This is a genomic window from Marisediminicola sp. LYQ85, assembly GCF_046600695.1.
In the GTDB taxonomy this organism is placed as follows: domain Bacteria; phylum Actinomycetota; class Actinomycetes; order Actinomycetales; family Microbacteriaceae; genus Marisediminicola.
Map to the genome: position 1 here is coordinate 1118562 of NZ_JBKIWO010000001.1, position 25674 is coordinate 1144235.

The window sequence follows — 25674 nt, forward strand, 5'->3', positions numbered from 1 at the left end:
ACCAGGGGCGGATGTCTGCGGTCAGCGGGTCAGACCGCTCCCCCGATGTCGCCGCGTGGCGGTGTCCGGTCGGTCGCGATCGAGCGTGCTCCCGGAGCCGGAAGCCGCCCGAGCGCTTCGACGACATCGGCGGGGTCGGCCGCGAGGCACACGCGGATCCAGCCCTCCCCCGATCGGCCGAACGCGCTCCCGGGGGCGACGGCCACACGGTCGCGCAGCAGAAACCTCTCGGCCCACCCCGCGACGTCACCGTCGGTCGCGTGCTGCATGTCGATCCAGAGGTAGAAGGCGCCGGTCGGCCGCAAGTAGGCGAAGCCGCGCTCGTCGAGAAGAGCGCACGCCGCCTCGAGGTTCGCCCGGTAGTGCTCTTTCGAGTCGGCGACGTGCTGGTGGTCGCCGAGAAGTGCCGCGATGGCCGCGAGTTGCGCCGGCGCCGTGACGCACGACACCGTGGCCTCCTGCACCGTGCGCATCGTCGACGCGAGCCCGGGAGGGGTCACGAGGTAGCCCACCCTGAGTCCCGTCACGGCGTAGGTCTTCGAGAGCGAGAACACCGAGAAGACGCGGTCGTCGGTGTCGAGACTCGCGATGCTCGTGTGCTCGGCGCCGTAGGTGAAGTACTCGTAGACCTCGTCGCTCAAGACCCACAGGTCGTGCGCGCGAGCGAACTGGAGCAGAGCGGTCAGTTGCGCGGCGTCGAGCACCGACCCGAGTGGGTTGCTCGGGCTGTTGACGACGATCGCTCTCGTGCGCGGCGACACGAGCCGCTCGAGCTCGTCGACGTCGGGAGCGAAATCGTTGGCGGCGAGGAGCGAGTACGGCACGGGGACCGCCTCGAGCATGCGCGCGCTCATGGTGAACGTCGTGTAGCCGGGGTCGGGCACGAGGATCTCGTCTCCCGCATCGAGCATGAGGCCCATCGCCTGGTGCAGGGCCTGGGTCGCACCGACGGTGACCCAGACCTGCTCGAGGTCGACCTCGATGCCGTTCTCCCGAGCGAGCTTCTCGACGATCGCCGCGCGCAGCGGGAGCATCCCGCCGTTGGGGGTGTAGTTCGTCACGTCGTCGACGAACGCGGCGGCACCCGCCGCGAGGATGTGCGGGGCCACGGCTCGATCGGGTTCGCCGACCCCGAGCGAGATGACGTCGTCGAGTTCGACGGCGAGCTCGTAGATGCGGCGGATGCCCGAGGGGGGCACCGAGGAGATGTGGGATGCGAGCGACGGCATGCTGTCACGCTAGCGCTCCCCCCAGGCGAGCCGAATACGATCGCCGGATGCGAGCCACCGTGATCTTCGTGCACGGCTTGCGCACGTCGGCCACGATGTGGCGGCACCAGCTCGCCGAACTCGAGGCCGCGGGCATCCCCGCTGTCGCCCTCGACCTCCCCGGGCACGGGTCGCGCCGCGGCGAGAGGTTCACGATGCGCGGTGCGCTCGACGCGATCGGCGAGGCCGTCGACGCCGCTCCGGGCCCCCCGCCCTACCTCGTCGGGTTCTCGCTCGGTGGCTACCTCGCGATCGAGTACCTCGCTCGAGACGCGCGACCGCAGCGCGTGAGCGGCCTGCTCGCCGCGAGTTGCGGAACCACGCCGACGCCTCTCGTCATCGGCGCGTGGCGGGTGCTCGCGAAGATGATCCGTAGGCTGCCCGATCAGGGTCTCGCTCTCAACAACCTCATGGTCCGCCGTTTCGTGCCGGAACCGGGGGCGACCGACGTCATCGCGGGAGGCGTCGCCCTCGATGTCATGGACGACGTGCTGCGCGATCTCGTGCACCTCGACCCGGTCGCCGCGCTGCCGGGGATCGCCGCGCCGATCCTCTTCGTGAACGGCAGGCTCGACCACGTGCGATGGCACGCCGCGCGCTACCTCCGCGCCGCCCGCACCGCGCGGCTCGTGACGGTGCCGAAGGCGACGCACATGGTGTCGGTCACGCACCCGGACCGGTTCACGCGAGAACTGCTCGACGAATACCGCCGGGTCGCCGCTCCGTAGCGGCGATCGCAGGTGCGACTCGCCCCGCGTCGATTGCCGGATGTCTTCACCAACTGGTAATGTCACTGGTTGGCTTGCGCGCACCATTCGACTCGGGTGACACCCGGACCGGTGGAAGTGCGAAATGCAGCCGGACCCCGGTGTTCCAGGCCGTTCCGGGTGCCTGACAACTATTCGATACAACAGAAGGTAATCACGTGGCAAACATCAAGTCGCAGATCAAGCGCATCGGCACCAACAAGAAGTCGCAGGAGCGCAACAAGGCGGTGAAGAGCGAGGTCAAGACGGCCGTTCGTCTGACCCGCGAGGCGATCGCCACCGGTGACGCCGCCAAGGCCACCGCCGCTCTCGTCGTCGCCTCGAAGAAGCTCGACAAGGCTGCGAGCAAGGGTGTTCTGCACAAGAACCAGGCCGCGAACCGCAAGTCGGCCATCGCCAAGAAGGTCGCGTCGCTCTCCGCGTAACCCCTCAGGCCTTCCGGCCGCAGAGAGAAGGCCCCGTCATCGACGGGGCCTTCTCTCGTTGCCTCGGCCTCCGGGCGGCTCGGGAACGAAACCGTCAGTGCCGCGGGTCGACACCGCGCGAACTCATGAGCGCGACCATGACCTCGAGGGCGAAGACGGGGTCCCGCCCACCACCCTTGACGGCGGCATCCGTTTCGGCGAGGGCCGTGATGCAGCGGCCGAGACCGGTGTCGTCCCAGCCCTGGAGGTCGCGCCTCGCGCGATCCACTTGCCACGGCGCCATGCCGAACTGCGAGGCGATCTGGCCCGACCCCCCGCGTCTGCCCGAGACCTTGGCCATCGCGCGCAGCTTCATCGCGAACGCCGCGACGATCGGAACGGGGTCGGCCCCCGACGCGATCGCGTGCCGCAGCAACACGAGGGCCTCGCCGTGGCGACCGGCGATCGCCGCGTCGGCCACGGCGAAGGCCGATGTCTCCTGGTGCCCCGAGTAGTAGGTGCTCACGGTCTGTTCCGTGATCTCGTCGCTCGCGTCGGCGAGGAGCTGACGGCACGCGGAGGCGAGCTCGGCGAGGTCGCCTGAGAACGCCGACACGAGAGCGCGCACCGCACCCGTCGTGATGCGCCTGCCCGCCGCCGCGAACTCACCCGCCACGAACTGGGCCTTCTCCTGGTCGCCCTTGAGTTCGGTGCACACGATCTCGACGCCGCCTCCGAGCCCTCCGCGGATGGCGTCGAGGAGCTTCTTGCCCCGCACCCCGCCCGCGTGCCTCAACACGAGGTAGGTGTCGGGCGCCGGGTCGGCGAGGTACGAGAGGGCGTCGACGATGAACGCGTCGGAACACTTCTCGACCCCCGTGACGCGGATGAATCGGGGCTCGCCGAAGAGCGACGGACTCGCGAGGGTGATGAGCTCGCCCGAGCCGTAGCCGTCGGCCTCGATGTCGTGGAGTTCGATCGTGGGGTCTTCGCTGCGCAACAGGTCGCGCAGACTGCGGATGGCACTGTCGGCGAGGTACCCCTCGGTGCCCGAGACGAGCACGACGGGCGCGGGACGGATGCGTGTCCAGTCGAGCTGCGGGATCGCGGCGGCACTCTTGGCTGTCTTCGCGGTCTTCGCGGCCACGCGTCTCCTCGGGTGTCGTCGGGTGTCGTCGGGTGGGTTCAGGTCAGCGACGCCCCCAACCCTAATCCGCATCGCCGACATCGTCCGAGCCGCTCGCGCGCTCGCTCCACACCGTGAGACGCCCGTCGCGCTGCTTGGTCACGAGCACGAGTCCGTGCCGATCCGTGCGCGCGACCGTGCCGCCGGTGCTCTCGACGATGTCGAGGGAACGCCTGCTGGGATGCCCGTAGTCGTTCTCGCCGACCCCGATAAGTGCGAGGGCGGCGGCGAGAGTGTCGTAGAGCTCGGCGCTCTGGTCGCTCGAGCCGTGGTGCGCCACCTTGACGACGTCGACGGGCGTGATCGCGTTGGCGCCCAGGAGCCTCCGCTGCGACTCTTCGCCGAGATCGCCGAGGAAGAGAGCGCTCGCACACGTAGCACAATCGCCGTTCCAGTGGATCACGAGACTCGCGTCGTTGCCCGCGGGTGTCTGCGCTCGCGAGGGGGGCCACAGCACACCCCAGGTCTGCTCCCCCAGAGTGCCCGTCTGCCCCGCACGGACCTCGTCGACGTCGGCTCCACCTCTCCGGAGGTCGAGGAGAAGCGCTTCGGCGTCGTCGTCGGGAGGACCCGTGAGCACGCGGGCTGCACGGCCGATGACCGCGGGCACCCCGCCCACGTGGTCGAGGTCGAAGTGCGTCAGCACGAGGAGGTCGATCGTATCGATCCCGAGATCCCCGAGGCACGCGTCGAGGAGGAGCGGGTCGGCACCGGTGTCGATGAGGGCGACCTCGCCCCCGTTGCGCACGACCATGGCGTCGCCCTGACCGACGTCGCACGCCGCGATCGTCCAGTCGTGAGGGCGATCGACGTGCTCGAGCACGCGCGAGGTCACGCCCGATGTCGAACCGACGACGACGCACACCGAGAGAACCGCCACGCCGGCGAAGCGGATCCGACGACGCTCCGACCGCAGCGCGAGAACGCCGAGGAGCCCGACGAGCGTGACGCCCGCGAGGGCGAGTGCGCCCGTGGGTCCCGGCGTCCACTCGACGGTCGCGAACGGTGACGCGGCGACCGACGTCGCGACCGCCGCGATCCACGCCGCGGGCACCCAGGCGATCCACGCGAGTCCCGTCGCGACCACGGGGATGACGGGCTCGAGAAGACACGCCGCGAGCCCGACGATGGTCGCGACGGGGGCCGCGGGAGCGGCGAGCACGTTGGCGAGGACGCCGAGCACGGGAATGGACGGTTCGAGGAGGATGAGCACGGGCTGACACGCGAGTTGAGCCGCGATGGGCACGGCGAGCACGACGGCGAGCGCGCGCGGCATGACGGTCGAGAGCACGTCGCTCACGGGCGCCGCGACGACGAGAAGACCGGCCGTGGCGAGCACCGACAGTACGAACCCGAAGTCGCGGGCGAGCCACGGATCGAGGGTGAGCAGCACGATCACCGCGACCGCGAGCACCGGCAGGCCCCGCGAGGCCCGACCGGAGGTGATGCCGAGGAGCACGGTCACGGCCATGACCGACGCGCGGAGCACGCTGGGTTCCGGCGTGACGAGAATGACGAAACCTCCGAGCGCCACGACCGCGAGCGCGATCCGCGCGAGCATCGGAGCGCGCGCGGCCCCGGCGATCGCCATGACGAGCCCGACGACGATCGCGCAGTTCGCCCCGGAGACCGCCGTGAGGTGGCTCAGCGAGCTGGATTTCATCGCGTCGTCGAGGGTGTCGTCGACGGCCGAGGTGTCGCCGATCGAGAGGCCGGGGAGGAGCGCACCCCCGTCTCCCGGGAGAGCGATCGCGAGATCGTGGAAACCCGCCCGCAGTGCGCTCGTCGCCGCGAGCATCCCCTCCGGTCGCGTGAGCACCCGGGACTCCCCCGGCGCGAACACGACGAACGGCGTCGCGTCGGCGGGGTCGGTCGACATGAGCGTGCCCTGGACCTCGAGGGTCGAGCCGAGCGCGACGCGGTCGCCCCCGTCGGTGCCCGGCGCGACCACGCCCCCGACGATCCGCACGGGCACCCGCACGATCGTCGACTCCGCTCCGATGTCTGCTCGCGTGGCCGTGGCGAGCCACGAGGTGCTCGCGCCGACGAGCTCTTCTTCCGAGGTCACGACGAGCGACACGAAGCGGCCCTCTCGAGCGGCGGCCTCGAGCGGTTCGGGCGACCGGTGCGGGGCGGTCGCGACAGCGCTCGTGACGATGAGACCCGTGGCGGCCGCAGCGAGGGTGACGACAGCCAGGACTCCGCGCCGTCGGCCCGAGCGGAGTATCAGGACGGTCGCGGCACCGGCACCGGCGGCCCCGAACGCGACGACCGCCACGACCGCGAGGGCAGACGGGGCGCCGATGCTCACGGCCGTCGTGACCCACGCGACCGCCGCGGGCACCGCGAGTCGGGCATCCCCTCTCATATCGTCACGAGTGGCTCGAGGTCGGCGAAGGTCTTCTCGCCGATTCCGCTCACACTCAGGAGATCTTCGACCGACTCGAACCTGCCGTTGGTCTCCCGCCACTCGAGGATGCTCGCCGCCGTCGCCGGTCCGACACCCGGGAGAGTGTCGAGGGCCGCGGCGTCCGCCGTGTTCAGATTGACGAGAGCGTCGCCCCCGCCCGAACCGATGCCCGCGGGAGGAGAGCCTCCCGGGCCTGCGACGGGCGGGTCGTCGCCCACCGCGGGAATGACGATCTGTTCGCCGTCGGACACGAGTCGCGCGAGGTTGACACCCGCCCGGTCGGCATCGTCGGTGAACCCTCCGGCAGCGGCGACGACATCGACGGCACGAGCCCCGGACGGGAGCTCGTAGAGGCCGGGGTCGCTCACGGCCCCGAGGATGTGCACGAAGAGCGCACTCGGGGTGCCGTCGGAGCCCGTGGTGTCTCCCGACGGCGACCCGTCGGCATCCACCGCGTCCGATGGAGCCTGACCCGGCTCGATGACCGTCGTGCTGCCCCGGTGGCCGAGGGAGAACACGATGACCGCTGTCACCGCCGCGACGAGCACGAGCACGACCACGGCACCGACGGTCGTGCGCACGCGCGACCGGGGCGCCGCGACGAGTCGGGCGGCCGAGGACATGTCGGAACGCTAGACCGGCGTGCGCCCCGGCACGCCCGCGAGTGCGACGCGGTGACTCACGCGGGCAGGATGTCGCTGGGGAGGGGCGGCTCGAGGCCGCCCCCCGGGTCAGCGGGTAACGATGTTGACGAGGCGCGGGGCGCGCACGACGACCGTGACGATCTCCCGCTCCCCTACCGCTCGCGTCACCCCGGCTGACGCGCGAGCGAGCTCCTCGAGCTCGTCCTTGCCGATCTTGGGGGTCACCTCGACGCGGTCGCGCACCTTGCCGTCGACCTGGAAGACGGCCGTCACGGCCTCCTCCACGAGCAGCACGGGGTTGGCCTTGCGCCAGCCGTAGTGCGAGACCGATGCGGGGTAGCCGAGCTTCTCCCACATCTCCTCCGCCGTGTACGGCGCGAAGAGGCTGAGTGCGAGAGCGACCGTCTCCGTCGCTTCCCGAACGGCGGGGTCGCCCGCGCCGGCCCCGGAGTCCACGACCTTGCGCGTGACGTTCACGAGCTCCATGAGGCGAGCGACGACGACGTTGAACTTGAACGACTCGACGAGCCCCGGCGCGTCGGCGAGGAACCGGTGGGTCGCACGACGCAACGCGACGTCGCCCTTCTTCCAGTCGACGTCGGGCGCGCTCGTCACATCATCGGCGAGACGCCAGGCCCGGGCGAGGAACTTCGCGGCCCCGGCGGGAGAGACGCTCTCCCAGTCGATGTCGTCTTCGGGAGGGCCCGCGAAGACCATCGTGAGCCGGATGGCGTCGACGCCGTACTTCTCGATCTCGCCGCCGAGGCTCACCCCGCCCTTGCTCTTCGACATCTTCGAGCCGCCCGAGAGCACCATGCCCTGGTTGAGCAGCGAGCTGAAGGGTTCGGTGAAGCTCACGTATCCGAGGTCGAAGAGCACCTTGGTGATGAAGCGCGCGTAGAGCAAGTGCAGGATCGCGTGTTCCACTCCCCCGACGTACTGGTCGACGGGAGCCCACTTGTCGGCCTCCCTGGGGTCGAACGCCATGGAGCCGTCCTTCGGGTTCAAGAACCTCAGGAAATACCACGAACTGTCGACGAAGGTGTCCATGGTGTCGGGGTCGCGGAGGGCCTTCTCCCCCGTGACCGGATGCTCGACCTCGACCCACCCTGTGGCCGCTCCGAGGGGCGACGATCCCTTCGGCTTGAGGTCGAGACCCTCCGTCGGCGGAAGCACGACGGGCAACTGGTCTTCGGGAACGGGAACCAGCTCGCCGTCGGCACCGTGGATGATCGGGATGGGGGTGCCCCAGTAGCGCTGGCGCGAGATGAGCCAGTCGCGCAAGCGGTAGTTCTTCGCGGCGCGCCCCGTTCCGGCGGCGGTGAGCTGCTCGGTGACCCGGCGGATCGCGTTCGACTTGCTGAGCCCGTCGAGGGGCCCGGAGTTGATCATCCGTCCCTCGCCGACGAGCGCGACTCCCGTGCTCGCGGGGTCGAGTGCCGGCTGGTCGTCCGGCCAGACCGGCACACCCTCGTCGTCGAGCGGGATGACGGGGATGGCACCCGTGACGGGCGCGTTCGTGTCGAGCACGACGCGCACCGGGAGCCCGAACTTACGGGCGAAGTCGAGGTCGCGCTGATCGTGCGCGGGCACGGCCATGATGGCGCCGTGGCCGTAGTCACTCAGCACGTAGTCGGCGGCCCAGATGGGGATGCGCTCGCCGTTGAGGGGGTTGATCGCGAACCGACCGAGCGACACACCGGTCTTCTCGCGCGTGGCGTCTTGACGATCGATCTCGCTCGTCTTCTGCACCGCGGTGAGGTACTCGGCGAAAGCGTGTCTGATCTCCGGTGTCGCGTCGCGCACGAGTTCGGCGGCGAGGTCGGAGTCCGGAGCGACGACCATGAAGGTCACCCCGTGGAGGGTGTCGGGCCTCGTCGTGAAGACCGTGAGCTTCTCCTCCCGGTTCTCGATCACGAAGTCGACGTCGGCTCCCGCCGAACGACCGATCCAGTTGCGCTGCATCGTGATGACCTTCGCGGGCCACGACCCCTCGAGCTGGTTGAGGTCGTCGAGCAGACGGTCGGCGTAGTCGGTGATCTTGAAGTACCACTGCGTGAGCTTCTTCTTCTCGACCACGGCGCCCGAGCGGTCGGAGGTTCCGTCGGCGAGCACCTGCTCGTTCGCGAGCACGGTCTGGTCCACCGGGTCCCAGTTGACCCAGCTCTCCTTGCGGTAGGCGAGGCCCTTCTCGTAGAGCTTGAGGAACAGCCACTGGTTCCACTTGTAGTACTCGGGATCGCTCGTCGCGATCTCCCTGTCCCAGTCGACGGATGTCGCGTAGCGGCGCATCGAGGCCTTCTGCTCGGCGATGTTCGCATACGTCCACTCGCGGGGGTCGACTCCGCGCTTGATGGCGGCGTTCTCGGCGGGCAGTCCGAAGGAGTCCCATCCGACCGGGTGCAGCACGTTGAACCCCTGCTGGCGCCAGTAGCGCGCGACGACATCTGCGAGGGCGTAGGCCTCGCCGTGCCCCATGTGGAGGTCTCCCGAGGGGTAGGAGAACATGTCCATGATGTATTTGCGCGGGCGCTTGTCGTCGGGATCGTCGGTTGCGAACGGCCGGAGCTCTTCCCACCGAGCGAGCCACTTCTCCTGCAGGGCCGCGATGTCGTAGCCGCCCTGCTCGTCGTGCGTCTGGTCGTGTGCCATGAGTGTTTCCTTCGGTGCAAGGGGGTGTGGGCGACGCTGCGCCCGGTCAAGGCTACTAAACGCGCGGCAGCGCGTTTTCTCGTGCCCGCGAGCCGCTCTACCCTATGTTCATGGTCGCCGATCGTGATGTCGCACGCCGAACCTTCTCGTGGTCGTCCGGAGAGCTCGTCGAGCAGGCAGACGACGCCCCCGACACGCCCGCCGCCGCGTGGCCCGTGGTGGCCGCGGACTCGTGGCTCGTGTCCGACGGCGCCGTCGCGGCGATCGCCGTGCACCGCGCTCGGTTCGACGCCGCGGTCGCGGCCGCGACAGGGCCCGGCGCCGGCCCTGACCTCGACCTCGACCTCGACGCGTTCTGGGGCGCGGTCATCGACCGTGTGCCCCTCGAGGGCGACTGGTTTCCCCGGGTCGAGCTGCGCGATACGGGAGGCGGCCTGCTCGCACGATTCATTCTGCGACCGGCGCCCGATCGCGCGCTCTCCGTCACGGTCGCGACATATCTCGGGCACGACCCGCGATCGACACCGACGGTCAAGGGCCCCGATCTCGAGGCTCTCGCGGCCGCGCGCGACGCGGGCAGGGCGCGCGGCGCCGAGGAGATCGTGCTGCTCTCTCCCGAGGGCCTCGTCGTCGAGGGCGGGTACTCGTCTCTCCTGTGGTGGCGCGGTGACACCCTGTGCGTCCCTCCCGCCGATCTCGAGCGCATCCCGAGCGTGACCGAGGCGTCGATCCTCGCCCTCGCGGCCGCCCTCGGGGTCGAGGTCATCCACGACCCGGCGACCCCCGCCGATCTCGACGGGCTCGAGATCTGGGCCGTCAACGCGCTGCACGGCATCCGCATCGTCGCGAGCTGGGTCGATGGACCCTCTCCCGCCGAGCTACCCGGGCGACTCGCGCTGTGGCGGGCGAGACTCGGCAGGTTGTCACGTCCGATCGGTACGGTGGCGGCGTGAATGACCTCCTCGGCACGATCCTCGATTTCGTGCAAGACGTCGATCCGGTGCTCCGCACTCTCCTCGCGGGCATCGGCATCATGCTCGAGACATCCGTGCTCATCGGCCTCGTCGTTCCGGGAGATTCGATCGTCATCGTCTCGGCGACGGCCGTCGACGGTGTGCTCGAGTACTTCGCCCTCCTCATCGCCGTCGTCGTCGGGGCCCTGTGCGGTGAGAGCATCGGTTTCGCCCTCGGGAGGTACTTCGGGCCGCGCATCCGCGCGAGCTGGCTGGGGGCTCGCATCGGCGAGAAGAACTGGGTGCGGGCCGAGAACTACCTCGGGCGACGAGGAGGCATCGCTGTCTTCATCTCGCGATTCCTGCCTGTGCTCCACTCGCTCATCCCGCTCACCGTCGGCATGAGCACGATGCGCTATCGCGTCTTCATGGCGTGGACCATCCCCGCGTGCATCCTGTGGTCCGCCGCGTACGTGTCCGTCGGAGCGGCCGCCGGGGGCACGTATCGCGAGCTCGCCGACAGCCTGCACGGGGCGGCCTACATCTTCGTCGGCATCCTCATCGCGTTCACCCTCGTGGTCGTCGTCGTCAAGAAGGTGCTCGAACGCCGCGAGGAGCGACACATGCTCGTCAACGACGAGGGGCCCGGTCGATAGTCGACCGAGCCCCTCGCGTGTTCTCATCCGATCGTCAGATGAGACCCTTCTCGTCGAGCCAGTCCGCCGCCGCGACCGACGGGGATGCCTGCTCGTCACCCTCGACCCGGTCGCGCAGCGCGATGAGGTCGTCGGTGGTGAGCTCGGCGGAGATGCCGTTGAGCACCTCGGCGAGTTCGTCGCTGTAGACGCTCGAGGCGAGGAGCGGAACGACGTTCTGCGCCGCGATGAGGTTCTCGGGGTCGTCGAGCACGACGAGGTCCTCGGTGACGATCGCCGGAGACGTCGTGTAGATGTCCGCGACCTGAACCGTGCCGTCGACGAGCGCACGAACGGTGTCGGGTCCGCCGAAGTCCTCGATCGGGAGGAAGGTCACGTCGCCGGAGTCGGTGCCGACGCCGTAGACGTCGCGGAGTCCGGGGATCCCGTAGCCGAGGTCACCGAACTGCGGGTTGGCGCCGAGCGTGAACGGCACGAGCTCCGAGAGGTCGCCGATCGATTCGAGACCGAATTCGTCGGCGGTCTCCGAGGTGACGACGTAGGCGTCTTTGTCTTCGGCTTCGGCCGACTCGAGGATCTGGAGGTCGTCTTCGGCGATCGCGTCGACGAGCGCGGCATCGACGTCTTCGGTCGTGCGCTCCTCGAACTCGGTGTCGTAGTACGCGAGCAGGTTGCCGTTGTACTCCGGGATGAGGTTGATCGACCCGTCCTGGAGGGCGGGGATCGTCTGCTGGCGGGGCCCGATGTTGAACGAGGTCTCGACCTCGTATCCCTCGGCCACGAGTGCCTGAGCGTAGATCTCACCGAGGATCTCACTCTCGGGGAAGGCGAACGATCCGACGACGATCGTGTCGCCGCTCGCGACATCGTCGGACGGGGCCGTGGGGTCGGCGCTGGAACACCCTGCGAGAGCGACGGTCGCCCCTGCCACGATCGCAACGAGCGCGACTCGGCCCTTCTTGTGTGCTGTGAACATCATTCATTTCCCTTCGTCGGTGGGCGAACCCACCTGCGCGAGCTGTCCGGTTGACTGCTCACGAAGTCTGCGTTTCTCTTCTCGCTTGTTCGGCGTGACACCGCGCGTAGCTGTCGCCCGCTGCAGCGCGGCGAAGACGGCGTCGAGCACGAGGGCGAGCGCGATCACGAGGATCGCACCGCCGAGGATGCGGTCGTAGTCGTTGAGCCCGATGCCGTTGGAGATGATGCGGCCGAGCCCCCCGAGCCCCGCGTAGGAGGCGATCGTCGCGGTGGCGACGACCTGCAACACCGCAGAGCGGATGCCGCCCACGATGAGCGGGAGCGCGAGGGGGATCTCGACCTGCACGAGGATCTGCAGCTCGGTCATCCCATTGGCTCGGGCGGCGTCGATCGTCTGGCGGTCGACCGCTTCGAGCCCCGAGTACGCCCCGGCGAGCACCGAGGGGATGGCGAGGATGACGAACGCGAGGATCGAGCCGAGGAACGCTCCCACGGTGAACGACAGGAAGCCGCCGAGGAACATCGTCACGACGATGAGGACACCGAGCGCGGGGAGCGCCCGCGCGGCGCCGGTGACCGCGATCACGAACTGCCGCCCGCGACCGGTGTGCCCGATGTAGAAGCCGAGAGGGAGCGCGATGAGCGCGGCGATCGGCACCGAGATCGCGGTGTACGCCAGGTGCTCCAGGATGCGGTCGCCGATGGGGAAGGGGCTCTGCCCGCCCGGCGCCCAGTTCGCCGGGTCGAACAACCACTGCAGGGCGCTCATGATGAGATTCATCGGTCGTCACCCCCCGAGTCACGCGCGGACGCCGAACCGGCGGCGGACGAACCGACGGGCGTGGGCGCCCGGGTGTCGGGGGCGACGACCGCGTCACCCGTCGCCGCAGCGATCTCCTTGCGGTTCCACGGGAGCAGCGCGCGCCCGACGAGCACGAGGATCACGTCGAAGACGATCGCGATGAGCGCTGTCATGACGATCCCGACGACGACCTCCTCGATGATGTCTCTCTGCCGACCGTTGAGGAACAGGTATCCGAGGTTGCGCGAACCGATGATGCTCCCCACCGACACGAGGGCGATCGTCGAGACCGAGACGACCCGGATGCCCGCGAGCAGCACGGGTCCGGCGAGGGGCAACTCGACGCGCCAGAATCGTGCCGCGGTGGAGAACCCCATCGCGCTCGCGGCGTCGACGGTCGCAGGGTTGACGGAGGCGAGCGCGTCGGCCGCGGATCGCACCATGACGGCGACGCCGTAGATCGTCAGGGCGACGATGATGTTCGTCTCGTCGAGCACCCGGGTTCCGATGATGACCGGGAGGGCCACGAAGAGCGGCAGCGACGGGATCGTGTAGAGCAGGCTTCCGCTCGTGATGACGATCGAGCGCAGTGTCGCGTTGCGGTTCGCAAGCCATCCGAGGGGAATCGCGAGCACGAAGCTCAGCACGATCGGGATGACCGCGAGTCGGATGTGCGTCAGGGTCACCTCGAGGATCAGGTCGATGTTCGACAGCGCCCAGTTCACGACGCGTCCGCACCCTGCGCATTAGCACCCGGCGCCGTTCGGCCGGCCTTCGCCTCGGGGTTCGGCGCGAGGATACCCGCCGGTCTGCCGTCGCGGTCCACGACGAGGGTGGTGCCGTTGTCTCCCACACGCTCCTGCAGGTGGAGCTCGCGCTTGCCCTTGTCCGCCCCGATGAAGCTCGCGACGAAATCGTCTGCGGGGTTCGCGAGGATCTCGCCGGGCGAGCCCGCTTGCGCGATGACCCCGCCCTTCTTGAGGATGACGACCTGGTCGGCGAGCGTGAATGCCTCGTCGATGTCGTGTGTCACGAAGACGACCGTCTTGCCGAGTTCGCGCTGCAGCCTGTTGAGCTCGACCTGCAGGTCGGCACGCACGATCGGGTCGACCGCGCCGAAGGGCTCGTCCATGAGCAGGATGTTCGGGTCGCTCGCAAGCGCCCGCGCGACACCCACGCGCTGTTGCTGACCGCCGGAGAGCTGCCGCGGATACTTCGTCGCGAGCGAGCGGTCGAGGCCGACCTTGTCGAGCAGGTCGAGCGCTTCGGCTCGCGCCCGGGCTTTCGGAACGCCGTTGAGCACGGGGACCGTCGCGACGTTGTCGACGACCCGGCGGTGAGGCAGGAGCCCCGCGGCCTGGAGGACATACCCGATGCTGCGTCGCAATCCGACCTTGGGCGTCTGGGAGATGTCCACGCCGTCGATGAGGATCTGCCCCGACGTCGGTTCGATCATCCGGTTGATCATGCGGAGGATCGTCGTCTTGCCGCAGCCGGACGATCCCACGAAGACCGTGGCCTTGTGCGACGGGATCACGAGGGAGAAGTCATCTACCGCGACCGTTCCGTCAGCGAACTGCTTTGTCACCGAGCGGAACTCGATCATAGGTGGGCTCATTCCTCGTGGGTTGTCACGAATCGACACGTGCCGGAGGAACAACATAACCACTTCGAGCGAGAGACCGGCAAACGACGCGAGCCTCTCGCAGCGATCTGTGATGTTTCGCAGGCTCCCGCGGCGAGGGGGTTCGCGAATCGGCCAGCGGACGCCGACGAGTCGGCATCCGGCCCCGAGGGGGGCTCAGGCTGCCGGGAACCGCGACAGCAGATAGTCGCGTGGAGCCGATCTCGCGGCGGCGACGAAGACGTCGTCTCCCTCGCCGTCGAACGCGAATGCCCGAGCGACGAGCGCGTCGCAGATCTCGATCGCGACCTCGAGCGCCGGCTCGATGTCACTCGACTCGAGTGCGGATTCGGAGCGGAGGATGTCTGCGACGCGCGACGCGATCACGGCGTTCGCCGCGACCTCCGTCTCTCGAGGGCGGAGGTCGAGGACATCGCCGAATCGCAGCGAGCGGAACCCCGGTTCGACACGGCTCTGATCGATCCAGAACTCGACGAGCGCGTCGACCGCCGCCGTCCACGATCGCCGCGCGCCCGCCTCGATCGCGGGCACGCCGTCGGACTCGAAACGCTCCATCGCTCGGGCCGCGAGTGCGTGGAGCACCGCGATGCGCTCGGGGAAATACCGGTAGACGGTTCCGATGGAGGAACCGGCGCGCTCGGCGATCATGGCCGTCGTGAGCCTCTCGTACCCCGACTCGGCGATGACCGCGGCGGCCGCGTCGAGCAGCGAGGTCAGTCGGGCATTGCTGCGCGCTTGCACGGGGGCGTTGCGCAACAGAGGCACGCTCGACGGGGTTTCGGAGCGGGTTGCAGTCGACACGGCGACTCCTTTGTTCGGGGAGCAGAATTGCTTGCGCAATACGTGTGGATGATACCGCTTCGAACTGCGTGAGACCCTCATCGGCGCCCTCTCGGCGGCCCCGTCCCGCCCCGTGCCGCCTGAATACGGGGGTGGCGCGTGAAAGACTGGCCGCATGGCGAAAACTCGACAGGGCGTGCCCACTGCGGCGGCCGCGGCGGAGCCCATCATCCACTTCGCCGCACGCATGGAGGACTCCTTCCACGACTTCCGCGAGAAGCGGGCGCGCCGTCGCGGCCTCGAGCCGACGGTCATCCCTTACACGGGGTATGGAGCGCCCGGGTGGGTGCGCGTGCTCGGTCGCGTTCTGCTCACGACCCGGTCGGTCAAGAACGGCGGTTACGCGAGCATCCGCGGCTGGCGCAGCTTCACGAGCGTGCCCGTGACGGATGTCGACGTGGTCGTGACGATCGACGGCACGGAGCACGCCGTGGTCGCCGACCGCGGCGGCGTGATCGACGCGCGCATCGAGGTCGAGCTCGCGCCGGGCTGGCACACCGCGCAGATCACGTGCGAGGGCTCCGACCCTGTCGACGCTCCCGTGTTCGTCGTGGACACGAGCGTCGACTTCGGCATCATCTCCGACATCGACGACACCGTGATGGTCACCGCCCTCCCCCGCCCGTTCCTCGCCGCGTGGAACACCTTCGTCGTCAACGAGCACGCGCGCAGACCCGTCGCGGGAATGGCCGTGCTCTACGAGCGCCTCACGCGCGAGCATCGCGGCGCTGCGGCGATCTACCTCTCGACGGGCGCGTGGAACGTCGCCCCGACCCTCACGCGCTTTCTCTCGCGCAACCTCTACCCCGCGGGTCCCCTGCTCCTGACGGACTGGGGGCCGACCCACGACCGCTGGTTCCGGAGCGGCACCGACCACAAGAGGTCGACCCTCGAGCGACTCGCCCATGAGTTTCCGAGCATGAAGTGGCTTCTCATCGGCGACGACGGCCAGCACGACGAGACGACCTACGGCAACTTCCTGGAGAGTCATCCCGAGAACGTCAAGGCCGTGTGCATCCGGCAGCTCTCGACGAGCGAGGCCGTGCTCGCCGGTGGGCGGTCGAGGGCGGAGGCCCGCACCGTCGAGGGTCACGCGCCGTGGTTCTTCGCCCCCGACGGCGCGGGGCTCGCCGAGCAGCTGGAGAAGGCCGGAATCCTCTAGCGCGCGGGCGACGTCACGGCGCATCTCCGGCGGCGAGGGTCGCGCGTCACCAGCCGAGCGTTCCGGGCGCCCCCTTGAACGGGCCGACGACGGTCGAGGTGATCCAGCCGCCGTAGAAGTCGCCGTCTTGCGCGGTGACCGTCTCGTCTCCGACGGTGCAGCGGTCCATCCGGCCGGGATAGACGGCGATGGTCCCGGCGAGCGAGGTGAACGCGGGGGTCGGCGTCGGGTAGGTCCACGCGGCGCTCTCCGCGACGACGTCTCCTCCGCGCACGCTCAGGTAGCGCGCGCGCCCCTTGAACTCGCACCACGAACTCCCCGGGGCGGGTTCGAGGCTCCCCGCAGCGAAGTCGTCCTCCGGAATGTAGAAGACGGGCGGATGACTCGTCTCGAGCACGCGCTGAGCGCGAGTGGTGTCGGCCACGAGAACACCGCCGAGGGTGATGGTCACGCGATCGTCGACCGCTTCGACTCGCGGAGGCCGCGGGTAATCCCACACCGATTCCTGGCCGGGTCCGGGTTCGGTCCGCACGATGCGCTCTCGTCTCATGCCGCGAGGTTATGCCTGTCGGCGGCGATCCCCCTGGGAGTCCGCGTCGGAACGGCGATAGGGAGCGAGGGCGAAACCGTCGTTCCAGACCTCGGGTCCTTTGGACCCCGCGGCGTAGTCGTCGAGGGCGACCGAGCCCGAACGCCAAGCGGCGAGCACGGGTTCGACGATGCGCCAGCACTCCTCGACCGCATCCGAGCGCACGGAGAGTGTCGGATCTCCCGACAGGATGCCCGCGAGCACCTCTCCATAGGGTCCGAGGTCTCCCGCGCCGAACTCCGTCGCGAGACTCACGCTGTCGAGACTGAACGGATCACCCTCGCCGTTGATGCTGATGTCGAGCTCGACGCGATCGGGCGTGAGCGCGATGCGCAAGCGCTCGGGCCCGGCTTTGCCCTCGAACCCATACGGCAGGTGCGGGACCTCCTTGAAGGTCACGATGATCTCTTTGCGCATGTCGTCGAGAGCTTTGCCGGAGCGGATCACGAAGGGCACCCCCGCCCACCGCCAGTTGTCGATCGCCACGACGATCTCCGCGAGGGTCTCGGTCTCGTTCGCGGGTTCGACGCCGTCCTCGGTCTCGTATGCCGGGAGGTCTCTGCCGTCGATCGTGCCCGCGGTGTACCGCGCGCGGCGAGAGGACGCGACGGCGTCGTCGTCCCAGACGCGCGTCGCCCGCAGGGCCTGCGCCATCGCCCCGCGCAGGTCGTCGGCGTAGACGCTCGACGGCGGCTCGATGGTCGCGAGAGCGAGCACGAGCAGCAGGTGGCTCTGAATCATGTCGACGAGGGCGCCTGCCTTGTCGTAGTAGCCCGCCCGGCCCTCGAGGGCGAGGGTCTCGTCGAAGACGATCTCGACCCGCTCGATGTGCTGGCTGCGCCACAGCGGCTCGAAGATGCGGTTGGCGAACCGCAAGCCGAGCAGGTTGAGCACGGTCGACTTACCGAGGAAGTGGTCGACGCGGTGGATGCGGCTCTCGGGAACGAGCTTGGCGAGCTGCGCGTTGAGCTGCTTGGCGCTCTCGAGGTCGGTTCCGAAGGGCTTCTCGAGAGCGAACACGGTGTCATCGGGAAGCGACACGCCCTCGAGCGCCGCGCACGACGCGATCGTCACGGCGGGCGGGAGCGCGAAATAGAGGGCGGGCACGCCCACACACTGCTCGAGCAGGGCGGCGAGGGCGGCGGCATCCGTCACGTCCGTCTGCACATAGACGGTCGACTCGAGGGCGGCATCGACGAGGTCGCCGCTCGCACCGCTCGCCGCGAACGACGCGCTCACGCGCTCCTTCCACGCCTCGGGGCTCATCTCGTCGAGTCCGGCGCCGACGAGCTGCACGGGCAGACCGCGAGCGCTCGCGAGGTATTGCGCCACGCCCGGGAGGAGGAGGCGCGCTGTGAGGTCTCCCCCGGCGCCGAGGATGACGAACGAGCGTGTGGGAGATTCCATCCGACAACGCTAACTGGTTGGATGAGCGGATGCCTTCCCCGATCGAGGACTACGCGCTCATCGGCGATTGCCGCACCGCGGCTCTCATCGCTCGCGACGGCAGCATCGACTGGTTGTGCCTCCCGAGGTTCGACTCGGCGTCGACCTTCGGGGCTCTCCTCGGCGACGACACGCACGGTCGGTGGTTGCTCGCACCCGCGGGCGTCGTCGTCGAGACCTCGCGGCACTACCTCGATGACACCTTCGTGCTCGTGACGCGCTGGGTCACCGCGACGGGCGAGGCCGAAGTGACCGAGTTCATGCCGCGAGGCGACCACCACACCGACGTCGTGAGGCGCGTGCGGGGTGTGCGCGGAAGCGTCGAGTTCACGCACGAACTCTCCGTGCGATTCGACTACGCCGCCGCGCTCCCGTGGATGCGGCAGACCACCTCCGGGCACGGTCGACACGCGCTCGTCGCGATCGCCGGCCCCGACGCTCTGTGCGTGCGGGGCGGTCCGCGGCTGCACGCAAACGGTGACAGCCACCGCGCATCGTTCACGGTCACCGAGGGTGAAGTCGTCGATCTCGAGCTGCGGTGGTTCGCCTCGCACCGGGAGACCCCCGGGCCTCTCGACGTCGACACCGCCCTCGACGCGACCGTCGCGTGGTGGCGCGAGTGGGCGGCCCGGTGCTCCCCGACTCCCGGCTACCGCGACGAGGTGCACCGATCGCTGCTCGTCTTGCGTGCGCTCAGCCACTCCGACACGGGCGGCATCGTCGCGGCCGTCACGACGAGCCTCCCCGAGCAGTTCGGCGGATCACGCAACTGGGACTACCGCTACGTGTGGTTGCGCGATGCGGCGCTCACCCTCCACGTGCTCCTCGACCACGGGTTCACCGACGAGGCCCAATCGTGGCGGGGATGGTTGCTGCGGGCGATCGCGGGCGACCCCGAAGACGTGCAGATCATGTACGGCATCGCGGGCGAGCGTCGCCTCACCGAGCGCGAAATCGACTCCCTCCCCGGGTACGACGGAGCGAGCCCCGTGCGCGTCGGTAACGACGCCTTCGAGCAGTATCAGGCCGATGTGTTCGGTGAGGTCATGATCGCCCTGCGCGAAGCACGCAGGGTCGGCATCGAGGAGACGCGCTTCTCCTGGCCTCTGCAGCGTGCGCTCATGACGGTCGTGGAGGCGAACTGGCAGCGCCCCGACAACGGCATCTGGGAGGTGCGGGGGCCGCTGCGCCACTTCACCCACTCGCGCGTCATGCTGTGGGCCGCGGTCGATTGCGCGATAGAAGCGGTCGACGTGCACGGGCTCGACGGGCCGGTGGACCGGTGGCGACGATTGCGATCGGCGATCCGCGACGAGATCGAGGCCCACGGATTTGACGCGGAGCGCGGAACCTACACGCAGTACTACGGGAGCACCGGTGTCGACGCCTCCCTGTTGCAGCTCGCGCAAGTCGGGTACCTCGAGGCGACGGACCCGCGGATGCTCGGCACCGTCGCCGCGATCGAGAGCGAGCTCATGACCGAGGGCGTGCTCGCGCGCTACAGCACCGACGGAGGCGTCGACGGCCTCGAGGGCGGTGAGCATCCGTTTCTCTGCTGTTCGTTCTGGCTCGTCGAGCAGTACGCGCGAAGTGGACGCGTCGACGACGCCCGAACGCTCATGGAGCGCTTGCTCTCGTTCGCCAACGATGTCGGCCTCTTGAGCGAAGAGTACGACGTCGGCGCGGGCCGGCAGGCGGGCAACACCCCTCAGGCGCTCACCCACCTCACGCTCGTGCGGGCGGCCGACGCGATCGCCGCCGCGGCCGCGGGGATCCCCGCCGTCACGCACGGCTGACCCGAGACGCCGCGGGCGCTCACGTGCGCACGAGGGCCTTGACCGCGGTCCGCTCGTCCATGGCGCGGTACCCCGCCGCGATGTCGTCGAGGCTCACGGTCAGGTCGAAGATCGCCGAGACGTCGAGAGAGCCGGCGAGCACGTCGGGCATGAGCTGCCGGATGTAGCGCGCGACGGGTGCCGGGCTGCCCTTGACCCCGATGCCCGCACGGAAGAGCCGGGAGACCCCGAGGTCGCGGACGCCGTGGGGCACTCCCACGAACCCGACGTCACCGCCCTTGCGCACGGCTCCGAGGGCCGTGCCGAACGCGTCGTCGGTGCCGACGCACTCGAGCACGCTGTCGGCGCCGAGATCACCCGTGAGGTCCCGCACGCGCGCGACCGCCGCGCCACCGCGGGCCGCGACGACGTCGGTCGCACCGAAGTCACGCCCGACGGCTGCGCGATCCGCTCTCGTGCTCACGAGGATGATGCGCCCGGCACCGAGCCGCCGGCTCGCCGCGACGCCGCACAGCCCGACCGCACCGTCACCGACGACGACGACCGTCGAGCCCGGCTCGACGCGCGCACACAGAGCGGCGTGGTGGCCCGTGCTCAAAACGTCGGTGAGAGGCAGGAGGGCCGTGAGCATCGAATCGGTGAGACCGTCGTCGGGGACGGCGAAGCAATTGACGTCGGCGAACGGAACCCGGATCTTCTCGCCCTGCCCGCCGTCGTAGCCGCCGCGCCCCCACGCGACGGCGTTGCGGCACGCGACCGGGAAGCCCGCGAGACACTCGGGGCACGTGCCGTCACTCGCCGCGAAGGGCAGGAGCACGATGTCGCCGACCGCGACCGATCGCACGTCGCGGCCGACGGCCTCCACGACGCCCATGCTCTCGTGTCCGATCCGCGAGCCGCGGATGACGTCGTTGATGCCGCGATAGTTCCACAGATCGCTCCCGCAGACGCTGCTGCGCGTGATGCGCACGACCGCGTCCCGCGTGTTCGACAGCTGGGGGTCGGGGACCTCCGCGACGCGGATGTCGAACGGAGCGTGGAGGATCGCTGCCTTCATCCGCTCACCCTACCCGCGGGCTTAGCCTGAGGGGATGCGCTCCCTCGCCCTCTTCCGCCAGGCGACGAGGGGACCGCTTCTCCAGGTGCTCAAGACCTCGGTCGCCGCTGTTCTCGCGTGGATCGTCGCGAGCCTCGCGCTCGGTGAGCCGCTCCCGATCTTCGCCGCCATCGCGGCTCTCCTCGTCGTGCAACCGAGTGTCAACCAGTCTCTCGCCAAGGGGGTCGAGCGCAGCATCGGCGTCGTGCTGGGAGTGCTCCTCGCGGCGCTCGCCGGTGCCGTCTTCGGTGCCGCGACGTGGGTCATCCTCTTCGTCATCGCGGCGTCGCTGCTCATCGCGTGGGCCCTGAAACTGACGCCCGGTTCATCGAACCAGATTCCGATCAGTGCGATGCTCGTGCTCGCCCTCGGCTCGCAGACCCCCGGTTACGCCGTCGAGCGCATCGTGGAGACCATCATCGGGGCGACGCTGGGGCTCGTCGTCAACGCACTCATCGTGCCGCCCGTGCGCGTGGCCCCCGCGCGGCTCGCGGTCGAAAGGCTCACCTCCGCCCTCGCGCGGGCGTTCGACGACCTCGCCGGGTCCCTCCTCCGGGCGCAGTCGCGCTCGGACCTCGACGCGCAGCTCGAGCGGGCGCGGGCCCTCCGCGACCTGCTCGAGACGGCGCGCACCGCGCTCGACGACGCCGACGAGTCCCTCGCGCTCAATCCCCGCGCCGCCCGGCATCGCGAGTCGATCGCGCGCGACCGGCGCCTCACCGAACGGATGTCGCCGCTCGTGACCCGCGTGATCCTCATGACGCGCGCGGTGCACGACACATTCACCCCGCGAGACCACTCCGACCCGGTGCTCGAACGCATCGCGACCGAGCTCGAGCGCGTGGCCCACGACGTCGAGCTCGTCGCCCGACGCGACGGCGCGACGGGACCCCGCATCACGCGCACCGGTCGCGGAGAACCCGCCCCCGACGGCGCGTCGGCGACTCCCGGCCCCGCCGACATCCCGGCCCTCACGGCACCTCTCGTCGTGACGAGCCCCGACCCGGAGAACTGGATCCTCATCGGGTCGCTCATGGAAGACCTGCGGCGCGTGCGCGAGGAGATCATCGGAGCCGAGGATCGCTGACGTGTGGAACGGCCACGCCGGCGACGGTCGATCCCGGAGCGGCACTGACCCTGTCACCGAGCCCTACGCCGAGTGGGACCTCGACATCGACCCTCGCGCGTTCGATCTCGTCGCGTCGACGGTCGTGAGCGAGCTCGGGTCATGCGTGGCCCGACATCACGCGACCCGCACGGGTGAGCACGCGACGATCTTCCTGCACGGCGCCGCGGGCACGTGGACCACGTGGACGCCGCTCCTGCGTGCGGCGGCCGCCGAGGGTGTCGCCGTCGCCGATCCCGTGCTCGTCGACCTCCCCGGGTGGGGCGACGCCGAGCTCACGCGAGACGAGAGCGTCGTGAGCATCACGGCGGTCGCCGCCCTCGTCGCGCAGGCCGCGCGGTCCCTCGGCTACACCTCGTGGACCGTCATCGGCCACTCCCTCGGTGGACTCGTCGCGATGCAACTTGCGGCGCGATCGCCGCACGAGACCGCGGGCGTCGGCATGATCTCCGGCACGACCTTCGCGGTCATCCGCAGCGTGGAGCACCCCGTGCGCCACTTCCGCGACGTGCCCGCCTTCACGATGCTCCTCGGGGTCATGAGATCGCTCGCACGATTCGGCGTCGTCGGTCGGCGCCTCGTCGTGCTCGTCGGGCGCACGGGCCTCCTCCGCGTGATCTTCGCTCCCCTGTTCCGTCACGCTCGGCGCATCCCGCGATCGCTCATCGAGGCGACGGCGCGCGACTTGCGCCCGCGCTCCTTCGTGATCGCCGCCGACGCGACGCGCGGATACGACCCCCGCAGCGAGTGGAGCACCATCCGGTGTCCCGTGCGCGCGACCCGGGGCGACCGTGATGTCTTCGTCACGGATCGTGATCTCGCGGAACTCGAGTCCGCCGTTCCCGGGAGTCGGGTCACGGTCATCGAGGATTGCGGTCACTTCGCGACCATCGAGCGCCCTCGCGCCGTGTTGCGCGCGCTCGGCCTAGCATGAGCGGATGTCGTCGACCATCGGCGCCCTCGCACGGGCGACGCACCCCGGGCCCACCGTCGTCGTCACTCTCGTCACCGTCGTGCTCGCGATCGGCGTGGGCCTCGAGCCCTGGCGGATCGGGGTGCTCGGATTCGCGATGCTCCTCGGGCAGGCATCCGTCGGGATCTCGAACGACTGGATCGACGCCGATCGCGATCGTACGGTCGGGCGCACCGACAAGCCCGTGGCGACGGGAGCCGTGTCGGCCGCGGTCGCTCGTAGCACCGCCATCGGCGCGGCCATCGTCGCCGTCGCCGCGAGCCTCCCGCTCGGAGTGCTCGCGACCGTCGCGCACACGGTGTTCATCGCCTCGGCGTGGCTCTACAACGCGGGGCTCAAGCGCACTCTCGCGTCGCTCGTTCCCTACCTCGTGAGTTTCGGTCTCCTCCCGGCGATCGTCACGCTCTCGCTCGCTCAGCCCGCGTGGCCCGGCGCATGGGCCCTCGGTGTCGGTGCGGCCCTCGGCGCGGCCGCGCACTTCGCCAACGTGCTTCCCGACCTCGACGACGATCGGCGCACGGGCGTGCGCGGTCTCCCCCACCTCCTCGGCGCGCGCACGACGGGAACCCTCACGTGGATCGCTCTCCTCGCGTCGGCGACCCTCGCTCTCGTCGGGCCATCCGACGGTGCTCCCGTCGCCGTCGTCGTGGGGTTCGGAGTGCTCGTCGGCATCGCCGCCGTGGGTCTGACCCTCGCCCTGACTCGACCGCCCTCGCGCACCCAGTTCCGCCTCATCATGCTCGCCGCCCTCGTGACCGTCGGGATGCTCGCGCTCGTGGGAGACCGCCTCGTCGCCTGACCGGGTCGGGTGCCTCCGACCCCGCGCGCGGAACAGCGCGTCGCGCCTCTAGCGCTGCGGGTGCTCGGGGAGGGGGATCGACCCGGTCGTCGGTGCACTCCGACTCGGCGTTCGGCGGATGCCGATGGCCGACACCGTTCCGCCCGCGAACAGCAGAGCGGCCGTCCAGACGAGCCCGCGATGCAGGCCCTCCACGTCGAGTTGAGCACCGACGATGACCCCCACAACCGCGACGGCGATGAGCCCCGCGACGCGCGACACGGCGTTGTTGACCGCGGAACCGATGCCGGCTTGACGCTCGCTGATGGACCCGAGAATCGCGGCAGTGAGAGGGGCGACGGTGATGGAGAGCCCGAGACCGAACACGAGCACGCCCGGGAGCACCGTCGTGAGGTAGGGCGCATCCTCGTCGATCGCGAGCATGAGCAGGTATCCGATGCCCGCGACCATCGGCCCCACCGACATGAACAGGCGCGGACCGTATCGACCGGCGAGCGAACCGAACAGGGTCGAGAGAGCGATGTTCATGAACGTCACGGGCACGAAGGCCGCACCCGCGAGGGTCGCCGAATACCCCGCCGACTGCTGCAGGAAGACCGCGACGATGAATCCCCCGAGCGAGAGGGCGGCGTAGACGAAGAACGTTGCGATGTTGCCGACAGTGAAATTGCGGACGCGGAAAAGCGAGAGCGGCATCATGGGCTCTCGAGCGACACGCTGACGCCACACGAACGCGACGAACGAGGCGATACCGACCACGAGGGGCACGACGACGACGGGGCTCGACCACCCGAAGTTCGCCTGCTCGATGAGCGCGAAGACCGGGGCGCCGATCCCGACGACGCCGAGCACGGCTCCCCCGAGGTCGACGGACCCCGAGCGGTCCCGGGTGTCCCGGTGATCGACCATCGCGAGCAGAACGAGAGTCACGGCGATGGGCACGACGTTGATCCCGAACACGAGCCGCCACGACAGGAAGTCGACGAAGAGCCCGCCGAGGATCGGGCCCGCGATGAACGCACCGCTCGTCCACGCCGTCCAGGTGCCGATCGCCTTCGCCTGGGCGGCACCGCGGAACGCCGAGAGGATGAGGGCGAGCGAACTCGGAACGAGCAGCGCCCCCGCGACGCCCTGGAGCCCTCGCGCGACGATGAGGATCTCCGCTGTCGGCGCGACGGCGCACAGCACCGACGTGAGGCCGAAGCCCACGAGCCCCCAGCGCAAGACGAGCACGCGCCCGTAGACGTCGGAGAGCGACCCCGCGACGAGGATGAGCGAACCGAGAGTGATGAGGTAGGCGTCGACGACCCACTGCTGCGTCGTGAGCCCCCCGCCGAGGTCCTCGCCGATGGCGGGGAGGGCCACAGTGATGACCGAGCCGTCGAGGAACGCGACGAAGGACGCGAGTACCGCGATCGTGAGAATGAGGCGCTGATCCCGGGTCACAGGGACAGTATGCCCCCGGCCACTCCCCGCGAGGGC

Annotated in this window: 23 protein-coding genes; 9 read left to right on the top strand and 14 right to left on the bottom strand. The window is 69.6% G+C overall.

Annotated elements, in window-relative coordinates:
* Positions 1-29 precede the first annotated feature (29 nt).
* The gene (locus ACLHG5_RS05215) at positions 30-1229 is read right to left on the bottom strand and encodes a pyridoxal phosphate-dependent aminotransferase (protein ID WP_411318046.1); all 1200 of its coding nucleotides are present in this window, start codon (positions 1227-1229) and stop codon (positions 30-32) included.
* 47 nt (positions 1230-1276) lie between these two features.
* On the opposite strand from ACLHG5_RS05215, the gene ACLHG5_RS05220 reads away from it, so the two are divergent.
* Together ACLHG5_RS05220 and rpsT are read left to right on the top strand one after the other, a co-directional pair.
* Complete coding sequence (locus ACLHG5_RS05220) at positions 1277-1996, top strand: alpha/beta fold hydrolase (RefSeq protein WP_411318047.1); 720 nt, start codon at positions 1277-1279, stop codon at positions 1994-1996.
* 197 nt (positions 1997-2193) lie between these two features.
* Complete coding sequence (gene rpsT / locus ACLHG5_RS05225) at positions 2194-2460, top strand: 30S ribosomal protein S20 (RefSeq protein WP_411315204.1); 267 nt, start codon at positions 2194-2196, stop codon at positions 2458-2460.
* 94 nt (positions 2461-2554) lie between these two features.
* Here the strand turns inward: rpsT and holA are convergent, their stop codons facing one another.
* The 4 genes from holA to leuS all read right to left on the bottom strand — a co-directional run bounded on the left by holA (position 2555) and on the right by leuS (position 9331).
* Positions 2555-3586 carry a DNA polymerase III subunit delta gene (gene holA / locus ACLHG5_RS05230; protein WP_411315203.1) on the bottom strand — a complete coding sequence of 344 codons (1032 nt, stop codon included), beginning with the start codon at positions 3584-3586 and terminating at the stop codon, positions 2555-2557.
* A 61-nt stretch (positions 3587-3647) separates the two neighbouring features.
* Positions 3648-5993: a ComEC/Rec2 family competence protein gene (locus tag ACLHG5_RS05235; RefSeq protein WP_411318048.1), complete on the bottom strand. Its 2346-nt coding sequence runs from the start codon at positions 5991-5993 to the stop codon at positions 3648-3650.
* Positions 5990-6658 carry a ComEA family DNA-binding protein gene (locus tag ACLHG5_RS05240; protein ID WP_411318049.1) on the bottom strand — a complete coding sequence of 223 codons (669 nt, stop codon included), beginning with the start codon at positions 6656-6658 and terminating at the stop codon, positions 5990-5992. The genes ACLHG5_RS05235 and ACLHG5_RS05240 overlap by 4 nt, the downstream gene beginning before the upstream one ends.
* Before the next feature lie 108 nt (positions 6659-6766).
* Positions 6767-9331, bottom strand: a complete 2565-nt coding sequence (leuS, locus tag ACLHG5_RS05245; RefSeq protein WP_411315200.1) for a leucine--tRNA ligase — start codon at positions 9329-9331, stop codon at positions 6767-6769.
* A gap of 110 nt (positions 9332-9441) precedes the next feature.
* On the opposite strand from leuS, the gene ACLHG5_RS05250 reads away from it, so the two are divergent.
* Both ACLHG5_RS05250 and ACLHG5_RS05255 read left to right on the top strand, forming a co-directional pair.
* Positions 9442-10284 (top strand): aminotransferase class IV, encoded by an 843-nt coding sequence (locus ACLHG5_RS05250; RefSeq protein WP_411318050.1) that lies wholly within the window; start codon positions 9442-9444, stop codon positions 10282-10284.
* Entirely contained in the window at positions 10281-10940 is a 660-nt protein-coding gene (locus ACLHG5_RS05255) for a DedA family protein (protein ID WP_411315198.1), read from the top strand. Before ACLHG5_RS05250 ends, ACLHG5_RS05255 begins: the two co-directional genes overlap by 4 nt.
* A gap of 34 nt (positions 10941-10974) precedes the next feature.
* On the opposite strand, the gene ACLHG5_RS05260 is transcribed toward ACLHG5_RS05255, so the two are convergent.
* From ACLHG5_RS05260 to ACLHG5_RS05280, 5 genes are all read right to left on the bottom strand, one after another.
* A complete protein-coding gene (locus ACLHG5_RS05260; RefSeq protein WP_411318051.1) occupies positions 10975-11919 on the bottom strand; it encodes a glycine betaine ABC transporter substrate-binding protein in 945 nt (314 codons plus the stop codon).
* Complete coding sequence (locus tag ACLHG5_RS05265; RefSeq protein WP_411315196.1) at positions 11920-12687, bottom strand: ABC transporter permease; 768 nt, start codon at positions 12685-12687, stop codon at positions 11920-11922.
* An 8-nt stretch (positions 12688-12695) separates the two neighbouring features.
* Positions 12696-13445, bottom strand: coding sequence for an ABC transporter permease (locus ACLHG5_RS05270; RefSeq protein ID WP_411318052.1), 750 nt, complete (start codon positions 13443-13445; stop codon positions 12696-12698).
* Complete coding sequence (locus ACLHG5_RS05275) at positions 13442-14326, bottom strand: ABC transporter ATP-binding protein (RefSeq protein ID WP_411316296.1); 885 nt, start codon at positions 14324-14326, stop codon at positions 13442-13444. The genes ACLHG5_RS05270 and ACLHG5_RS05275 overlap by 4 nt, the downstream gene beginning before the upstream one ends.
* A 195-nt stretch (positions 14327-14521) precedes the next feature.
* Complete coding sequence (locus tag ACLHG5_RS05280) at positions 14522-15166, bottom strand: TetR/AcrR family transcriptional regulator (RefSeq protein ID WP_411318053.1); 645 nt, start codon at positions 15164-15166, stop codon at positions 14522-14524.
* Positions 15167-15320: 154 nt separating this feature from the next.
* Here ACLHG5_RS05280 and ACLHG5_RS05285 point away from each other — a divergent pair, with 154 nt between their 5' ends.
* Positions 15321-16367, top strand: a complete 1047-nt coding sequence (locus ACLHG5_RS05285; protein ID WP_411315193.1) for an App1 family protein — start codon at positions 15321-15323, stop codon at positions 16365-16367.
* 46 nt (positions 16368-16413) lie between these two features.
* Here the strand turns inward: ACLHG5_RS05285 and ACLHG5_RS05290 are convergent, their stop codons facing one another.
* Positions 16414-16917 carry a DUF427 domain-containing protein gene (locus tag ACLHG5_RS05290; RefSeq protein WP_411315192.1) on the bottom strand — a complete coding sequence of 168 codons (504 nt, stop codon included), beginning with the start codon at positions 16915-16917 and terminating at the stop codon, positions 16414-16416.
* A gap of 9 nt (positions 16918-16926) precedes the next feature.
* On the bottom strand, positions 16927-18363 hold the full coding sequence (locus ACLHG5_RS05295) for a glucose-6-phosphate dehydrogenase (protein WP_411318054.1): 1437 nt from the start codon (positions 18361-18363) through the stop codon (positions 16927-16929).
* Between the two features lie 17 nt (positions 18364-18380).
* Between ACLHG5_RS05295 and ACLHG5_RS05300 the strand changes: the two genes are divergently transcribed.
* Complete coding sequence (locus ACLHG5_RS05300) at positions 18381-20198, top strand: glycoside hydrolase family 15 protein (RefSeq protein ID WP_411318055.1); 1818 nt, start codon at positions 18381-18383, stop codon at positions 20196-20198.
* A 19-nt stretch (positions 20199-20217) separates the two neighbouring features.
* Here the strand turns inward: ACLHG5_RS05300 and ACLHG5_RS05305 are convergent, their stop codons facing one another.
* Positions 20218-21255, bottom strand: a complete 1038-nt coding sequence (locus tag ACLHG5_RS05305) for a zinc-binding dehydrogenase (RefSeq protein WP_411315189.1) — start codon at positions 21253-21255, stop codon at positions 20218-20220.
* A gap of 34 nt (positions 21256-21289) precedes the next feature.
* Here ACLHG5_RS05305 and ACLHG5_RS05310 point away from each other — a divergent pair, with 34 nt between their 5' ends.
* Genes ACLHG5_RS05310 through ACLHG5_RS05320 form a run of 3 tightly spaced genes read left to right on the top strand, consistent with a single transcriptional unit; the run spans position 21290 to position 24192 of the window.
* On the top strand, positions 21290-22381 hold the full coding sequence (locus ACLHG5_RS05310; RefSeq protein WP_411318056.1) for an FUSC family protein: 1092 nt from the start codon (positions 21290-21292) through the stop codon (positions 22379-22381).
* Position 22382: 1 nt separating this feature from the next.
* Positions 22383-23354 carry an alpha/beta fold hydrolase gene (locus tag ACLHG5_RS05315; RefSeq protein WP_411315187.1) on the top strand — a complete coding sequence of 324 codons (972 nt, stop codon included), beginning with the start codon at positions 22383-22385 and terminating at the stop codon, positions 23352-23354.
* A gap of 4 nt (positions 23355-23358) precedes the next feature.
* Positions 23359-24192 (top strand): UbiA family prenyltransferase, encoded by an 834-nt coding sequence (locus ACLHG5_RS05320; protein ID WP_411318057.1) that lies wholly within the window; start codon positions 23359-23361, stop codon positions 24190-24192.
* Between the two features lie 48 nt (positions 24193-24240).
* Here the strand turns inward: ACLHG5_RS05320 and ACLHG5_RS05325 are convergent, their stop codons facing one another.
* Positions 24241-25638 (bottom strand): MFS transporter, encoded by a 1398-nt coding sequence (locus ACLHG5_RS05325; protein WP_411318058.1) that lies wholly within the window; start codon positions 25636-25638, stop codon positions 24241-24243.
* Positions 25639-25674 lie beyond the last annotated feature (36 nt).

Coding starts and splice junctions, on each gene's coding strand:
- leuS (WP_411315200.1), bottom strand. CDS start 9,331: ATGGCACACGACCAGACGCACGACGAGCAGGGCGGCTACGACATCGCG.
- ACLHG5_RS05290 (WP_411315192.1), bottom strand. CDS start 16,917: ATGAGACGAGAGCGCATCGTGCGGACCGAACCCGGACCCGGCCAGGAA.
- ACLHG5_RS05320 (WP_411318057.1), top strand. CDS start 23,359: ATGTCGTCGACCATCGGCGCCCTCGCACGGGCGACGCACCCCGGGCCC.
- ACLHG5_RS05220 (WP_411318047.1), top strand. CDS start 1,277: ATGCGAGCCACCGTGATCTTCGTGCACGGCTTGCGCACGTCGGCCACG.
- ACLHG5_RS05215 (WP_411318046.1), bottom strand. CDS start 1,229: ATGCCGTCGCTCGCATCCCACATCTCCTCGGTGCCCCCCTCGGGCATC.
- ACLHG5_RS05310 (WP_411318056.1), top strand. CDS start 21,290: ATGCGCTCCCTCGCCCTCTTCCGCCAGGCGACGAGGGGACCGCTTCTC.
- ACLHG5_RS05265 (WP_411315196.1), bottom strand. CDS start 12,687: ATGAGCGCCCTGCAGTGGTTGTTCGACCCGGCGAACTGGGCGCCGGGC.
- ACLHG5_RS05295 (WP_411318054.1), bottom strand. CDS start 18,363: ATGGAATCTCCCACACGCTCGTTCGTCATCCTCGGCGCCGGGGGAGAC.
- ACLHG5_RS05285 (WP_411315193.1), top strand. CDS start 15,321: ATGGCGAAAACTCGACAGGGCGTGCCCACTGCGGCGGCCGCGGCGGAG.
- ACLHG5_RS05275 (WP_411316296.1), bottom strand. CDS start 14,326: ATGATCGAGTTCCGCTCGGTGACAAAGCAGTTCGCTGACGGAACGGTC.
- ACLHG5_RS05240 (WP_411318049.1), bottom strand. CDS start 6,658: ATGTCCTCGGCCGCCCGACTCGTCGCGGCGCCCCGGTCGCGCGTGCGC.
- ACLHG5_RS05260 (WP_411318051.1), bottom strand. CDS start 11,919: ATGATGTTCACAGCACACAAGAAGGGCCGAGTCGCGCTCGTTGCGATC.
- ACLHG5_RS05235 (WP_411318048.1), bottom strand. CDS start 5,993: ATGAGAGGGGATGCCCGACTCGCGGTGCCCGCGGCGGTCGCGTGGGTC.
- ACLHG5_RS05305 (WP_411315189.1), bottom strand. CDS start 21,255: ATGAAGGCAGCGATCCTCCACGCTCCGTTCGACATCCGCGTCGCGGAG.
- ACLHG5_RS05250 (WP_411318050.1), top strand. CDS start 9,442: ATGGTCGCCGATCGTGATGTCGCACGCCGAACCTTCTCGTGGTCGTCC.